The following is a 15,421-nucleotide window of genomic DNA, read 5'->3' on the forward strand; positions in this document are numbered from 1 at the left end:
AAGTTCCCGCTCACGGGCCAGCAACGAAAAAAAGAGGCAGGCAATGAACGTTCCGCAGAAGTCCGATGGCAACGAGCCCACGGACATCAAGAAGGCAACCCTTAAATTCCTTCAGATCCTCCTGATGCTGGCCGGCGTCTATTTCATCTGCGAGCGCCTCACCTACTACGCCATCATGTTCTTTACGTCCTGATCCCCGGCCCGGCCTTCATTCAGCCAGGCCGGAATCCGAAACGCACCAGCCCCGGCGCCTCGTATCGCGCGCGATCCGTGAGGCCCCGCCGCGCCGGCTACTTGGTGAAATTCTTCGCCCAGTCCGGCACGTAGGCGGCGTCCGGCATGCGCGCCGCATTTTGCGTGGCCCAGGACAGCAGCATCAGCACCAGCAGCACAACGCCGATCTCAAAGCCCGGAACGCCCGACGAGATATGGGCGCTTATGGCCAGCAGGAGATGGTAGAAAAACCCGGCATAGGCCAGTTGCGCCAGCCACACGGGCCGCCGCACGAGAACTGCCAGAATGCCTGCGATCTTGACGTAGATCATGACCGGGACAAGGTAGCCCGGATACCCGACCGCGGCGTATCCCGCCGCCGACTCGGCGGGCATGGTGATATAGTTGAAAACACTAAAGGCATAAAAGGCCAGAAACAGAACTGTGCTGGCCCAATAAACGATCCTGACAATCATCTCGGCACCTTTCAGCAAAGCCTTGGCAGTGGACGATCCTGCCAAACCCACCTGCGGCAACCATATCGCTGTCTGGCCGCCCTTATCCATAGCTCGGTTCGCCCCCTCCTTTGCGGGTTCCCCCGATACTGGTAGCGACTCTCCGAACGAATAGAGAACATGAGGCCGGGTCCGTCAAGGGAACGCCCTCGCCAATATTGACTCGGTTAACATGTAATCGCACAAGGCCCGCAACCATCAAGGATGCTCGCCATGCCCCAGGACCAGATTTCGACCCCGCTGACCAAGGATCAGGCCTATGCGCTTGTCGATGCGGTGATGGAGCACGAGGATCTGGCGCTCACCGCCTCGGCCCACGAGAACGAGGAAACCGGCGAATGGGTGTTCGAGGCCACCTGCGATAGCCCGCCCGACATTGGGGCGTTCCAGGCGCTGGCCAAATCGGTGCTCGGCGGCGAGATCGGCTTTTCGGTTGCCCCCATCGATGAAAACGCCGACTGGGTGGGCAAATCGCTCGAAGGGCTCAAGCCGGTCTTGGCGGGTGGTTTTTACATCTATGGCAGCCACGAAACCGAGGCGCCCCCCGAAGGTGTCGTCGCCATCAGGATCGACGCGGCGCAGGCCTTCGGCACCGGCCATCACGAAACCACCACTGGCTGTCTTGAAGCCATCGAACTGGTGCTGCAACGCAAAAAGCCTCTCCGCCCCATCGATGTGGGCACCGGCACCGGCATCCTTGCCATCGCGGTTGCCAAGCAACGCCGCGTGCCCGTCATCGCCTCGGACATCGATCCCGTGGCCGTCGACACCGCCCGCAACAACGCTCGCCTCAACGGCGTCGGCCATCTGGTGCTCGATGTCGATGCCGAAGGGCTCGACCACCAGACCATCGCAGGCAACGCACCCTACGACCTCATCATCGCCAATATCCTCGCCGCCCCACTCATCACGCTGGCCCCGGGCATCGGACGTATCGCAGAACAAGGCGCCGCCATCATCCTCTCGGGCCTGCTCAGCACGCAGGCCGAAAAGGTCCTGGCCGCTTACGCCGAGTACGGCATGATCCTGCGCGATCATATCGTGCGCAAGGACTGGTCGACGCTGGTGCTGGAAAAGGCGTGAAGTCCGTCACGATTCTATCGGTGCGATAGTATATGGATTTGCGCTTGTGGCTTCACCCCTCCCCAACCCTCCCCATCAAGGGGAGGGTACTTCCTTTTCCCGGGTGCTCCCTACGCACAAGGCCAACACCTCCCCCCTTGTGGGGGAGGCTGGGAGGGGGGATTCGGCGAAAGCCGAAGTATATGCGATTGCCCACCCCGGCAGCACACCGCCCAACAAAAAACCCCAACGGCTGGCGAGCCATCGGGGCTTTGTCGTTACAGAAAGAACAGCCTATTCGGCTGTCGCCTTTCTGGATGCGCCGAAATCGCAGCCGTAAACCCGTGCATAGCGGTCGATCTGGCGCGCCGCCTCGCGGCTGCGGGCCTCGACCATCGCATCCAGTGCCCTGCGAAAAAGACTCTTGTCTTCAGCCATTGTCCACACACTCCTGATCTACCGAGTAAAAAATTTCACTCGCCTGTTGCGTATGATAGATAGGCTGTTCCGCCCCGTTCGGTTAGGGGCAAAAAGGCAGACCTGCCATGCCCTTTCCGCATGGCAGGTTGTTGATGCAACAAGGCCGCCCATGTCCTCTCTCCCGCTCATCCCCGACGCCGTCTTCCAGACTTTCGAGGAAAAGTCCGATCCGGCCGAGGTCGCCCCGCGCATCGCCGCGCTGCGCACTCATCTCAATGGGCAGGGCCTCGATGGCTTTATCGTGCCCCGCGCCGATGTGCATCAGGGCGAATACGTCCCCGAAAGCGATGCGCGTCTTGCCTATATCTCCGGCTTCACCGGCTCGGCGGGGCTCGCCATCATCGGCGCGGACACCGCCGGGCTGTTCGTCGACAGCCGCTATACGCTACAGGCTCCCACCCAGACCGACACGGCAATCTTCACCGTCATCGATACAACCTTCACAAGCCCCGGCGCGTGGATCGCGCAGAATTTCCCCCGGGGCACGCGGCTGGGTTTCGATGCCTGGCTGTTGACACCAGGCATGCTCGACAGCCTCAAGACCCCGCTCGATAAAGCCGGCATCACGCTTGAGCCGGTTGAAAACCCCATAGACGTGCTCTGGCGGGACCGCCCTGCCCCGCCGCAAGGCCCCATCGAGATCCTTGGCCACAACCGCGCGGGCAAATCGGCGGACGACAAGCTGGCCGAGCTTCGCAAAACCATGCAGGAGGAAAGTGCCGAGGCAACGGTCTTTACCCTGCCGGAATCGCTATGCTGGCTGTTTAACATCCGCGGGCGCGACGTGCCGCACAACCCGTTCGTCCTCGGTTTCGCCATCGTCCCGGCAGCGGGCGAACCCACAATATTCGTGCCCGAAAACAAGCTCACCGACGAAAACCGCAAGGCGCTGGCAAATATCGCCATCTTGCGCGAAAAGGGCGAATTCGCCGCCGCGCTCAAAGAGCTTGCCGCCGCTGGAAAATCGGTCTGGTTCGACCCGGCCACCGCTCCCGCGCGGGTAAGGATGATCCTTTCGGAAGGCGGCGCGAAACTCATCGAAAAGCGCGACCCCGTCCTGCTGCCCAAGGCCAGGAAGAACGATGTCGAGCTCACCGGCATGCGCGAGGCCCATAAGCTCGATGGCGTCGCGATGGCGCGGTTTCTGGCCTGGCTCGACCGCGAGGCGCCCCGTGGCCGCCTCACCGAAATCGATATCGTCAAGCGACTCGAAGCTTTCCGCCGCGACGAGCCCACCGCCGTCGATGTGAGTTTCGAGACCATTTCGGGCTCGGGTCCCAATGGGGCGGTCGTCCATTACCGCGTGTCGGAAAAGACCAACCGCCGCCTCAATCCCGGCGAACTGATGCTGGTCGACAGCGGCGGCCAGTACCTTTCAGGCACCACCGACATCACCCGTACCATGGCCACCGGCCCGGTGACCGACGAGCAGAAAGACCGCTTCACCCGCGTCTTGAAGGGCATGATCGCCATTTCCCGCGCCCGGTTTCCACGCGGCACCAGCGGCGCCCAGCTCGATGTGCTTGCCCGGCAATATCTCTGGCAGGTTGGGCTCACCTACAACCACGGCACCGGCCACGGCGTCGGCGCGTTCCTCTCCGTCCACGAAGGTCCCGCTGGCATCTCCCCGCGCTATACCGTTCCCCTCGAGGAAGGCATGGTGCTCTCCAACGAGCCCGGCTACTATCGCGAGGGCCAATACGGCATCCGCATCGAAAACCTGCTCGTCATACGCCAAAGCGAGGTCGACGAGGGTTTTCTCGAATTCGAGACCCTGACACTCGCCCCCATCGACAAGCGCCTGATCGACGTTTCGCTGCTGGGCAAGGACGACCGCGACTGGCTCAACACCTACCACACCCGCGTCCGCACCGAGATCGGCCCCCAGCTCAGGGGCGAGGACCGCGTCTGGCTGGAAACGGCGACGGCGGCGTTGTAGCGCAGCACCGGCTATCTGGATTGTTTCAGTTTTTGATGGAAACGACATGCCCGGATGGTTGGGCCCGGAGCGCTCTAAGCAACAAAATCCGCCACGTCGTCACCCGGTTTATCCGGGTGACCCAACGCGGCAAGCTGTATTGCCCGGACAAGCCGGGCAACGACGGAAGAGGAGAGGATATGCTCCCACTCCACGCCGCAGCGATCGGCTCTTGCGGCAAACAAACGATCTAAGCCGCCACCTTCACCCCCAGCAGGCGTGTCAGCGACAGCAGCAGGTCCGCGCGGTTGAGGGTGTAGAAATGAAATTCCCGCACCCCTCCATCGAGCAGTTCATCGACCTGCCGTGCCACGATTTCCGCGGCTACGCGTTCATGGGCGTCGGGGTCATTTTCCAGCCCCTCGAACCGCGCCGCGAGCCAGGCCGGAATCGATGTTCCGCAGCGCGCCGCGAACCCCGCGATCTGCTTGAAATTGTGGATCGGCTGGATGCCCGGCACGACGGGTGCGTTGATCCCCGCCCGGCGCGCCCGCTCCAAAAACCGCCAGTAATCGGCGTTGTCGAAAAACATCTGCGTGATGGCGCGATTGGCGCCCGCGTCAATCTTGCGCTTGAGATTGTCGATATCCGCATCCCAGTCCGCGCTTTGCGGATGCTTTTCGGGGTAGGCGGCAACGGTAATATCGAAATCCCCAATCCGGCGAATGCCAGCCACCAGTTCCGCGGCATTCCGGTAGCCGTCCGGATGCGGCTCAAACACCTCGCCGATCCCCGAAGGGGGATCGCCGCGCAAGGCGACGATGCGGTTGACCCCCACAAGCCTGTAGCTGCGCACAACAGCATCCACCTCGTCCCGGCTCGCCCCCACGCAGGTGAGATGGGCCGCCGCATCGATCCCGGAATTGGCCTTTATCTGCGTCACCATGCGCAGCGTACGCTCGCGCGTCGTGCCGCCCGCGCCATAGGTGACCGAGACGAAACGCGGCCGGACCGGCGCGAGCCGGTCGAGACTCTCCCAGAACCGGGCTTCCATCTCGTCGGTTTTGGGCGGAAAGAATTCAAAGCTCACTGCCACGTCCCGGCGCGCGGGGCGTAGCCGGGTGACGACATTTGAACCGGTGTCGAATGCGGTCATCGTCCAATCCTTTCGATATTCATTCAGGCCCGGCGCTCGAGACGCCACAGGCAAACGGTGAGGCCCCCATCGTGCCCCGAGGGGAAGCGGTGCACCTTTTCGACCTCCAGCCCCGCCGCCCGCGCCCAGACATTCATCTGCTCGTCCGAAAGCCCCAGACGCCGGTGCGCCTGTTCGGTGCGCAGGAATTCCAGATTATGCGGCGCAAAATCGACAACCAGCAGTACGCCACCCGGCGCAAGGCTTTCCGCCGCCGGGATCAGCGCCGCGGCCGGATCGTCAAAATAGTGCAGGACCTGATGGATGATCACGAGGTCGGCGCTTCCCGCGTGATCGCCGATATCGGTGATATCGCGCAGCCGCACCTGCACATTGCCCAGCCCCGCCGCGTCGACCTTGGCGCGCGCGATCGCCAGCATCTCACGGCTGGAATCGATGCCGATGGCATACTCATAGCGGTCGGCCAGCAATTCGAGCATCCGCCCCGTGCCGGTGCCCAGATCGAGCATCAGGCGCCCCTCGCCGCCGCCGGCCATCTCGACGATTGCTGCCTCGACGGCGGAATCGGGCGCATGGAGGCTCCGCAGCTTGTCCCAGTCGCCCGCGATCTTGGCGAAATAGGCGTTGGCCTGTTCCCGATGCGCCTCGCGCACGGCGGCGAGCTTCTCTCGATCACGACGCAGTTCGGGAGTGGCCAGATCGACGATCTCGAACAGCCAGTCGTTGAGCGCCCGCCCTGCCCCCCTGTCGGCCAGCCGGAAATAGGCCCACGCCCCTTCCGCGTGCCGGGTGACGAGCTGGGCATCGACAAGCAGCTTGAGGTGCCGCGAGATGCGCGGCTGGCTCTGCCCGAGGATTTCGGTAAAATCCTTGACGCTCAACTCGCCCTCGGCCAGCAGCGCCAGAAGCCGCAGGCGCGTCGTCTCGCCCGCCGCCTTCAGCAGCGTCACGATCTTTTCCGCGTTCTGTGTCGGCCTGGCCTTCAGCATTGCATCCGCCTTCGCTTCATAATTACGAAGCCACATAAAGATATCTTTATGTCATTATGTCAAGACGAGGAGCGCATAAAAGAATGCCCGCGGTGGCGATATGCGCTGCCGCAGGCCGAAAGTGGACAGACATTAAAGCCCTGAAGTGAGATCAGAAACCGAAAGACCGCGTTTCAGGTTCCAACTGAATCAGAAGGTCAGGGTTCGAGGAAACATCGTTCTGGACCCCGGGAATGAACCCCGGGGTGACATGGGGGATGAGGTGATCTTGCACAAAACACCATTGTCATTCCGGCATTCATTGCCGGCAATCCAGCGCGATCCCGCCAGGATGGCGAAAACCGACGTTTTCATCAAAGCCTGAAACGACTTAACGCTCCCGGAGAAAAGAACCCGCCTATGCCACCTCGTCATTCGCCTTGCGCCGGAACGCGTGGGTGCGCCAGAGCTCGAAGATTCCGGCCGCCTCATCCTCGCTCAGTGCCTCGAAGCGCTTGCGCACGTTCTCTATGTCGAGCCGGCTCGGCATGTCGCGCCAGGGCAGCGCGGCAATCACCGATTCAAACAGTTCGGCATCGAGCCGGATGGCCTTGCAGGCGACCGTAACGGCGACATAGTCCTGCATGGCCAGCCATTTGACGAAGATTTCAGGCCGTACCTCGAGCAGCATGGTAAGCCCCGCCGCCGTATGGTGGCCATAGCCGAACCGGGTGAATCGGTACAGCGCCTTGAGATCGAAACGACGTCGGTCGGCCAGCGCCTTGACCTGATTCCAGGCCAGTTTCCATTCCCTGGCCGAAAAACCCGCGCGGTTCTTGATGCGGTTGTAAACCACCGCCTGCACGCGCCCCGCGGTCGCCCCGTCATCGCCGCGTACCAGCAGTCCCAGATTTTCGAGCGCCCGCACGCCAACCTGGCTGACCTCGGCCCGCACCTCGCCCCAATCGATCTCGCCCCGCCCGCGCAGGTCCTCGGCCAGCGTCCCGTTGTCGACGGCCAGCACGGCGATGGCTTCGACGGCCTTGCCGCTCAGTTCGGCCTCCCGGTTGCGCAGAAGGCGCGTCACCGAAGGCTCCTCCCCGTGCTCGACGATAGCTTCGCCCACGCGCCCCGTCAGCCCCTTGCGGCTCGCGATCGCCACGCGATGCGCCTCGCTCTGGTGCTCGGCGATCTCGATGAGATCGTCATCGGACAGGACCGTGGAAAATTCGAGCAGCGGCGCCGCGACCTCGATGACGTCATTGGCCAGCTTCAGGACCGCCGAACCCGGCGCCCTTTCGAGCGGGGCCAGCAGGCGCGCCACATGCGCCCGCGCCTCGATTTCGACGATGTCGGCAAGCTGGCACAGCACCTCGTCATACTGAAAGACCTGCTCATCATCGCACCGGTCCGACACGTAGGAGAACAACTGTGCGAGATTGCGGATCAGGTGGTCGCGTTCGGCCGCATCCGCCTCGCCGTTTAGCACCCTGAAATTGGCGAATGCGCGTACGCCTTCACTGGTTTCGAACATGTGTCCCGTCTCCCCGGCTCCACTGCCGTACAAGTCCCGAAACATCGCATGAAGGGTCTAGCTTTCCGTTGAATGCAGTCGGCACGATTTAATTAAAAAGCGATCCAGTTGCCTTTTGTGGAAAATCAATAAAATTGATTAAGCAGGAAAATGCGATAAAAACACATTATCGCCTGTCCACGAACCTGCCATGCACACCATAACGCTCCGCCAGCTCCGCTATGCCCGGATCATTGCCGAGGAAGGCCATTTCGGCCGGGCCGCCGAGCGCTGCCACGTCACCCAGCCGGCCCTGTCCCAGCAGATAAAGCAACTCGAGGAGCGGTGCGGCACGCCGCTTTTCGACCGGCTGGGCAAGACGGTACGCGTCACCCCATACGGGCGCGATTTTCTCACACACGCTACCCGCGTGCTGAGCGCGGCGCAGGACCTTGAAACCTTTGCCGACATGGCCGCCGATCAGCCGTCCCGCCCGTTGCGGCTGGGCCTGATCCCCACCGTTGCGCCCTATCTCCTGCCTCACCTGCTGCCCGCGTTGACCCAGCGCTTGTCCAACATCCATTTTGTCGTCAGCGAGGGCAAGACCGAACGGCTTTTGGCCTCGGTCACCGAGGGCGATCTCGACATCGCCCTGCTCGGCACCATGCCGCCCTCGTCTGGTTTTGGAGACACCGCTCTTTTTTCCGATCCGTTCATTCTGGCGGCGCCCGGCGGATCGGGACTGACCAATCCGGTCTCGCTGCACCAATTGCCTGACGACCGCTTCCTTCTGCTTGAGGAAGGCCATTGCTTGCGCGACCAGATGCTCGATGCATGCTCTCTCAAGGCCGACATCCCGGGCCGTGGCTTTGCCGCGACCTCACTGACCACCATTCTCGAACTGGTCGCCGCCGGTTACGGCTATACCCTGCTCCCCGCCATCAGCCTCAGGCGCGAGATGAGCGACCGCCGCATCGAAATCCACGAACTCGCCGCCCCCGGCGCCGCCCGCACCCTGCGCCTCGTCTGGCGCACCGGGTCTCCCTATGAAGCGCTGTTTCAGACGGTCGCACAAATCGCCCGCGAAACCGGAGAAGCGCTATTGGCGTCGGATATTGGGCCCTAGATCGTTTCAGGTTTTGATGGAAACGGTCGGCTTGTCTCCGTCGCTATCCCGGGCCCGACCCGGAATCCACAGCGCTCCAGCTCCGCGTCGGCCCGATCCTAATTGAACCACAGCGCATACCCCCAGATCGCATCGCCGAACACCTCGTTGGTGGCCGCGAAATCCTCCTCGCTGGCGATCTCGCCTTCACGCAGGAACGGCAGGGCATCGAGCCCGGTGAACAGCAGCACGAGGTCGGTGCGCTCCGCCTCCTCGAAGTAAAGGTTGAGATCGAGCCCCACACCCGAAAAACGCCAGTGCGGCAAAAGCAGTTCGCCCCGGATCACCCGCCCCGTGGAATCGAGCGCCTCGTGCCAGGCCGACACCATCGCCTTGGTGATCTTCATGTCCTCGTGCACCGGCGTCTGGTAGGGCGAGGGGATGAACTCGCGGTTGTCGTCGGTTTCGGCAAGGATCGCTTCCCAGTTCCGCCGCGACAGATCGAGCACGGCAAGCGCCCGGTCGCGAGCGAGCAGCAGCCGCTCGCGGTCGGCCACCGGCCAGTTGAGCGTATGGATCGCCGCGATCGCGTCGGCCAGCAGCGCATCGCTGTCGCGGTCCATGAACAGCGACCCCGCGGGCGCGTATGCCTCCATCGGCAGCCCGGCGCCGGGGAACAACCGGTGCATGATCGCGACAAAGAAATCCCCGAAATCATGGGCCAGGATAAAATCGGCGTTGAACGCAAGGATCTGCGAATACCCCGCCATCCAGATCGCGTCCGCCGCATCGAACGCGAACGATGTTGGCAGGCCCTCAAGCCCGTCGCCCACCCCGAACTCGCGCGACATGCCGCCAGCCCGGGCAAGGAACGCCCCGATCGACTCCATCTCGCCGGCCACCCCGTCGCCATCGATATCGATGCGTATCTGCATGATGTCGAGTTCGACCGCGAATGTCCTGTCCTCGGACGCGGCAAGCAAAAGCCCGTGCGCCTCGTCCATCGCCACGACGAAATCTTCGAGATAGGTGCGAAAATCGCCATAGGCCAAAACTTGCGGCTCTTTGCTGCGCTCGGGCGCCGCGGGTATCCCGAAAAGGGGTGAGGTCGCAATGCCGCGCTGGGGGTCGAGCCCGTGGGGATAAAAGGCCGCCGCAAGGCTTTCCACCCCCGCCGCGAACGTCAAGAACCCAAGCCCGAAGGCTGCTTCCGCATTGTCTTGCCGTCCCGCAAAGGCCTCGATGCCCTCCGCGATCCGCCCCTCATAGAGAAAGTCCCGCAGTTCATCGGCGCTCGACTGCGCCTGCACGGGCGCCGCCAGCGCCGCAACCACAATCCCCGCAACAACAGCCCGCATCGGCCCTCTCCTAAGCTTGTCCCGCCAGATCGAACCATTCATCTTCGGTGATGACGGCGACACCAAGGCTCTCGGCCTGCTTGAGCTTGCTGCCCGCCCCGGGCCCCGCCACGACGAGATCCGTCTTGGCCGAAACCGAACCGGCGACCTTGGCCCCCAGCCGCTCGGCCATTGCCTTGGCCTCCGGCCGCGTCATGCGCTCGAGACTTCCGGTGAACACCACCGTCTTGCCCGCCACCTTGCTGCCGGCGGAAGCCTCGACCACATAGGGCTTTGGCCTCACCTCTTCGAGCAGGGCCGTAATGGCCTTTTCGTTGCGCTCATTGGCAAAGAACGCGCCGACCGATTGCACGACCGTATCCCCGATCCCATCGATCCCCAAAAGCGCCGCCCGGGCTTCCTCGTCGCCCTCTCCCGCCTTCCAGGCCGTTTCTCGAAACGCCTCGAACGCGCCGAACGCCCTGGCGAACATCGCCGCCGTCGTTTCCCCCACATGGCGGATGCCAAGCGCGAAGATGAAGCGGTCGAGTTCGGGCGCGCGCCGCGCATCGATCGCGGCAAAGAGCTTGTCGAGCCCCTCATAGGTGCGTTCCTCGGCCGAGAGCACCTTCTTGCGCACCTTGCCGGTCAGCCGCTCGCGCTCGGCGGCCTGCTCCTCGCGGCGCTTGAACAGGGCCGCCCGCACCTCGGGCTGCCGTTCGTGGAGCCTGAAAATGTCCGCGGGCGTCTCGATCAGGCCCTCGGAATGGAAGAGATCGATATTTTCCGAGCCGAACCCTTCGATGTCCATTGCGTTGCGCGATACGAAATGGCGCAGGTTTTCCACCGCCTGCGCCGGGCAGATCAATTCCCCCGTACAACGCCGGCGCGCATCGAGCTTTCCGGTCTTGGGATTTTTTTCCCGCACCGCCTCGGATCCGCAGATCGGGCACTGTTCGGGGAACAGGAACGGCACCGCATCGGCGGGCCGCTTTTCGGGCACCACCGCGACGATCTGTGGGATTACGTCCCCGGCCCGCTGCACGATCACCGTGTCGCCCTCGCGGATATCGTACCCGTCGCGGATCGGTGCGCCGGTGCTGTCGCGCCCCGCGATATAATCCTCGTTGTGGAGCGTGGCGTTTTCCACCACCACACCGCCCACCGTCACCGGCTGCAGCCGCGCCACCGGCGTCAGCGTCCCCGTGCGCCCCACCTGGATGTCGATCCTGTTGAGGATCGTCGTTGCCTGCTCGGCGGGAAACTTGTGCGCGATCGCCCAGCGCGGCGCGCGCGCCACGTACCCCCAGCGGTGCTGGAGATCGAGCCGGTCGAGCTTGTAGACCACCCCGTCGATATCGTAGCCCAGCGTTGCCCGCTGCGCCTCGATCCTGCGGTAATGCTCGAGCAGTTCCTCCACCCTGGTCGTGCGGATCATCAGATCATTGACGACGAACCCCCACTCCCCCAGCCGGGCGACCGAATCATATTGCGTATCGGCCAGCGGCGCGCTGATCTCGCCCCAAGCATAGGCGAAGAATTTGAGGTTCCGGCGCGCGGTGACCGACGGGTCCTTCTGGCGCAGCGATCCTGCCGCTGTGTTACGCGGATTGACGTAATCCTGTCCGCCCTCGGCTGCCGAACTGGCCTTGAGCGCCGCGAAATCGGCATGGGTCATATAGACCTCGCCACGCACCTCCAGCACATCGGGCCAGCCCGAACCCGCAAGACGCTTGGGGATGTCCGCGATCGTCCGGAGATTCTCGGTGATATCCTCACCCTCGGCGCCATCGCCACGCGTCGCACCCCGCACATAGACGCCCTTTTCGTACCGCAGCGAGGCAGAGAGCCCGTCGATCTTGGGCTCTGCGGTAAAGGCCAGTTCGAGACCCTTTTCGCGCTCGAAGAATTTCCGTGCACGGGCAACGAAATCCGCAACGTCATCATCACTGAAGGCGTTGGCCAATGAAAGCATAGGTACCGCGTGCCGGACCTTGGCAAAATCGCCCGACGGCGGCGCCCCAATAGCTTCGAGGCGTTTCAAGTAAGGTTTATAGGGGCGAACTCCCTGTGAATGGAATACGTAATTGAATATCGATTTTAATGCGTCGTATTGCGAGTCCTCAAAGATGGGATTCGCATCCTGATAGTATGCCTTATCCGCCTTCTCTAGAATCTTAAATAGGCTTTCAGCAATACTATTCTTCTCACTAACTGCAGCAATCTGAAGAACTTTAAGCTTCGCAATTTTTTCCCGATTGCTCCGACCAACTAACGGCTTGTGAGCGCGGTCATATATCCATTCGATATCCCCGCTATCCAATTTTGCTAATAGAGATACAAAATCTGACTTTCGAGCGTTTGGATAAAGTAGGAGCCAGTCATCCGCTATTTCGTTGATGCATTCCGCTCGACGAGCAGACGACAACTTGGCGCGCGATAGGCTTTTGTTACTCATAATATTACTTCGCTCATCAAACGCCGCGCCGCCGCGCGCGCTTCCTCGGTGATCCGCGCGCCCGCCAGCATGCGCGCAACTTCCTCGCCGCGCGCGCCTTCGTCAAGCGGGCGGACATGGGTGCGCATGAACGCCCCTTCTTGCACCGCCTGCTTTTCGATGAGCAGGTGGGTCCCCGCCCGCGCCGCCACCTGCGGGGCATGGGTCACGGTCAGAACCTGCACGGCCCTTGCCAGCCGCGCCAGCCGGTTGCCGATCGCATCGGCCACCGCCCCGCCGACGCCCGTGTCGATTTCGTCGAACACCAGCACCGGCACCGATCCCTTGTCGGCCAGCACCACCTTGAGCGCCAGAAGGAACCGAGAAAGCTCGCCCCCCGACGCGACCTTCATCATCGGCCCCGCCGCTGTGCCCGGATTGGTCTGCACGTGAAAGGCGATCTGGTCGAACCCGCTCGCCGCAACGCGGGTTTCGTCGCTCTCGATATCGACGATGAATCTCGCCGCCCCCAGCTTGAGATCGGGCAACTCCCCCTCCACCGCCGCCCCCAATGCCCCGGCGGCCCGCCCGCGCGCCGCGCTCAGGGCCCGCGCCGCCGCCTCATAGGCTGCATGGGCCGCCGCAAGTTCGGTTTCGAGCGCCGCAAGCCGTTCGGCCCCCGTTTCCAACGCCTCGATTTCGCCGGCATACCGGGCCAGCACATCGGGCAACGCATCGCACTCGACCTGATGCTTGCGCGCCGCCGCCCTCAAGGCAAACAGTCTTTCCTCGACCTGTTCGAGCTCGCGCGGGTCGAACGCCATCTCGCGCCTTATCGCATCGAGCGCCTCATTGGCCCCGTCGAGCGCCACGAGCGCCGCGTCCAGCGCATCGGCCATGGGCTGAAACAGCGCCGCCTCGGCCTCCGGCTTGCGCGTGATCCGCCGCAGCAGCAGCGCCAGCGAGGGGCCCGGCGCATTGGTGCCGCTGAGAATCTCCTCGGCATCGGCCACTTCTCCGGCCGCCTTTTCGAGTCCCATCAGCCGTTGCCGGCGGTCGGCAAGCACCGTCTCCTCGCCCGGTTCGGGGCCGAGCGCGGTCAACTCGTCGACCACGTGACGCGCATATTCCTCGTCCCGCGCCGCCTTTTCCACCCGCGCCCGCTGCGCCTCGACCTCCGTGCGCACCGAAACGAGCGCCGCATGCGCCGCCTCTACCGCCGCCAGGTCCCCCTCATACCCGCCAAACGAATCGAGCAGCGCCCGATGCGTGGCGGTATCGACCAGCGCCCGGTCGTCGTGCTGGCCATGCACCTCGACCAGCAGCCCGCCGACCGACCGCAAAAGTCCCGCCGAAACCGGTTGATCGTTGATGAAGGCCCGCGTTCGCCCGTCCCCGTGCTGCACGCGCCTTAAGATAATCTCGGCATCGTCGGCGATCTCGTTCTCGCGCAGGAGAATGCGCGCCGGATGATCCTCGGGCAGATGCAGCACCGCCACCACCTGCCCGCTTTCCGCTCCCTCGCGCACCAGCGCCGCGTCCCCGCGCCCCCCCAGCGCCAGCGTCAGCGCATCGAGCAGGATCGATTTGCCCGCGCCCGTTTCCCCCGTCAGCACGGTCATGCCATGCTCGAAGGCAAGGTCGAGTTGGTCGATAAGAACGATATTGCGGACCGACAGCGTGCTCAGCATCGCCAAACCGGCTCCCCTGCCTTCATATCGGGACAAAGAGAACAATACAGGAACATTTGTGCGCCAGCAAGCGCGTTCATCGCTCCCTGCCCACGGCTGTGGACAACGCTCCTTACGTCCGGTTCGAGAGCCAGTTGCCCGCCAGCATCTGCGGGGCGATGCCCTGCTGCTGGAGCAGGCTGAACGCGCGATCGTACCATTCGCTGGTGGGATAGTTGGTGCCCAGCACCGCCCCCGCCGTCTGCGCTTCGGCCACGAGCCCAAGCAGAAGATAGCTTTCGACCAGCCTGAACAACGCCTCTTCCACGTGGGTCGAGGTCTGATGGTTCTCCACCACCTCGCGGAAGCGGTTGATCGCGGCGGTATATTGCCCGTTGCCCAGATAATAGCGGCCCACCGACATTTCCTTGCCGGCAAGCTGGTCGCGGGCAATGGTCAGCATTGGCTTGGCCTCGTCGGCGTAGCGGCTGCTGGCGTGGTTGGCGATCAGGCGCTCGAAGGTGCCGATCGCATCCCGCGCCACTTCCTGGTCGCGGGTCGTGTCGGTGATCATCTCGAAATAGGCGCTTCCCTTGAGAAACAGGATATAGGGCACCTCGGACGAGCGCGGATAGATCGCAAGGAACCTGTCCGCCGCCAGCACCGCCTGCTCGAACCGGCCGATGCGGAAATTGGCGAAGGTGAGCATCACCTTGGCGCGCTCGTCATAGCTCGAATAGGGATGCTGACGCTCAAGCTTTTCCAGATCCTCGATCGCCGCGTTGTAGCGATTGTTTTCCATTGACCCGAGCGCGGTGGAATAAAGCTCGTCCGCCGGAACGATCGGTTCTTCCTCGACGCTCGAGGCAAACATGCCGAACGGCGAGCACGCCGCGACCGCTGCAAGCACGACCGCAGCCACCGAAAGCCGGATCGCCGTTCCGATGGACTTCATTCTGGACTCTCCGTTCAACAACTGCCCGTTCCTCATCCGCTCTGCAGCCCCCGGGATCGGGACACCTGCTCCAATTCCACTCGCTAACCGTG

At 63.1% G+C, this 15,421-nt stretch carries 13 protein-coding genes; 4 read left to right on the forward strand and 9 right to left on the reverse strand.

Annotated features, from left to right (window positions below; genetic code table 11):
* The first annotated feature begins 43 nt into the window (after nt 1–43).
* A complete protein-coding gene (locus DQG18_RS16050) occupies nt 44–193 on the forward strand; it encodes a hypothetical protein (RefSeq protein ID WP_157970076.1) in 150 nt (49 codons plus the stop codon).
* Nucleotides 194–290: 97 nt separating this feature from the next.
* On the opposite strand, the gene DQG18_RS09010 is transcribed toward DQG18_RS16050, so the two are convergent.
* Nucleotides 291–689 carry a DoxX family protein gene (locus DQG18_RS09010; protein WP_116654030.1) on the reverse strand — a complete coding sequence of 133 codons (399 nt, stop codon included), beginning with the start codon at nt 687–689 and terminating at the stop codon, nt 291–293.
* Between the two features lie 252 nt (nt 690–941).
* Here DQG18_RS09010 and DQG18_RS09015 point away from each other — a divergent pair, with 252 nt between their 5' ends.
* Entirely contained in the window at nt 942–1,811 is an 870-nt protein-coding gene (locus tag DQG18_RS09015) for a 50S ribosomal protein L11 methyltransferase (RefSeq protein ID WP_157970077.1), read from the forward strand.
* Between the two features lie 273 nt (nt 1,812–2,084).
* On the opposite strand, the gene DQG18_RS16055 is transcribed toward DQG18_RS09015, so the two are convergent.
* On the reverse strand, nt 2,085–2,228 hold the full coding sequence (locus DQG18_RS16055; RefSeq protein ID WP_157970078.1) for a hypothetical protein: 144 nt from the start codon (nt 2,226–2,228) through the stop codon (nt 2,085–2,087).
* A 151-nt stretch (nt 2,229–2,379) separates the two neighbouring features.
* On the opposite strand from DQG18_RS16055, the gene DQG18_RS09020 reads away from it, so the two are divergent.
* Nucleotides 2,380–4,209: an aminopeptidase P family protein gene (locus tag DQG18_RS09020; protein ID WP_245958416.1), complete on the forward strand. Its 1,830-nt coding sequence runs from the start codon at nt 2,380–2,382 to the stop codon at nt 4,207–4,209.
* 229 nt (nt 4,210–4,438) lie between these two features.
* Here DQG18_RS09020 and metF read toward each other — a convergent pair whose 3' ends face one another.
* From metF to DQG18_RS09035, 3 genes are all read right to left on the reverse strand, one after another.
* On the reverse strand, nt 4,439–5,344 hold the full coding sequence (metF, locus tag DQG18_RS09025; protein WP_116653934.1) for a methylenetetrahydrofolate reductase [NAD(P)H]: 906 nt from the start codon (nt 5,342–5,344) through the stop codon (nt 4,439–4,441).
* Nucleotides 5,345–5,367: 23 nt separating this feature from the next.
* Nucleotides 5,368–6,333 (reverse strand): metalloregulator ArsR/SmtB family transcription factor, encoded by a 966-nt coding sequence (locus DQG18_RS09030; RefSeq protein ID WP_116654032.1) that lies wholly within the window; start codon nt 6,331–6,333, stop codon nt 5,368–5,370.
* A 397-nt stretch (nt 6,334–6,730) separates the two neighbouring features.
* Nucleotides 6,731–7,846 carry a DUF2336 domain-containing protein gene (locus DQG18_RS09035; RefSeq protein ID WP_157970079.1) on the reverse strand — a complete coding sequence of 372 codons (1,116 nt, stop codon included), beginning with the start codon at nt 7,844–7,846 and terminating at the stop codon, nt 6,731–6,733.
* A 190-nt stretch (nt 7,847–8,036) separates the two neighbouring features.
* Here DQG18_RS09035 and DQG18_RS09040 point away from each other — a divergent pair, with 190 nt between their 5' ends.
* Entirely contained in the window at nt 8,037–8,951 is a 915-nt protein-coding gene (locus tag DQG18_RS09040; RefSeq protein WP_116653936.1) for a hydrogen peroxide-inducible genes activator, read from the forward strand.
* A 98-nt stretch (nt 8,952–9,049) separates the two neighbouring features.
* On the opposite strand, the gene DQG18_RS09045 is transcribed toward DQG18_RS09040, so the two are convergent.
* The 4 genes from DQG18_RS09045 to DQG18_RS09060 all read right to left on the reverse strand — a co-directional run bounded on the left by DQG18_RS09045 (nt 9,050) and on the right by DQG18_RS09060 (nt 15,329).
* On the reverse strand, nt 9,050–10,288 hold the full coding sequence (locus tag DQG18_RS09045; RefSeq protein WP_116653937.1) for a hypothetical protein: 1,239 nt from the start codon (nt 10,286–10,288) through the stop codon (nt 9,050–9,052).
* A gap of 10 nt (nt 10,289–10,298) precedes the next feature.
* Nucleotides 10,299–12,725, reverse strand: a complete 2,427-nt coding sequence (ligA, locus tag DQG18_RS09050) for an NAD-dependent DNA ligase LigA (protein WP_116653938.1) — start codon at nt 12,723–12,725, stop codon at nt 10,299–10,301.
* A complete protein-coding gene (recN, locus tag DQG18_RS09055; protein ID WP_116653939.1) occupies nt 12,722–14,395 on the reverse strand; it encodes a DNA repair protein RecN in 1,674 nt (557 codons plus the stop codon). Before recN ends, ligA begins: the two co-directional genes overlap by 4 nt.
* Before the next feature lie 112 nt (nt 14,396–14,507).
* The gene (locus DQG18_RS09060) at nt 14,508–15,329 is read right to left on the reverse strand and encodes an outer membrane protein assembly factor BamD (RefSeq protein ID WP_157970080.1); all 822 of its coding nucleotides are present in this window, start codon (nt 15,327–15,329) and stop codon (nt 14,508–14,510) included.
* Between the last annotated feature and the right edge of the window lie 92 nt (nt 15,330–15,421).

This window comes from Pelagibacterium sediminicola (genome assembly GCF_003390885.1).
Lineage (GTDB): Bacteria > Pseudomonadota > Alphaproteobacteria > Rhizobiales > Devosiaceae > Pelagibacterium > Pelagibacterium sediminicola.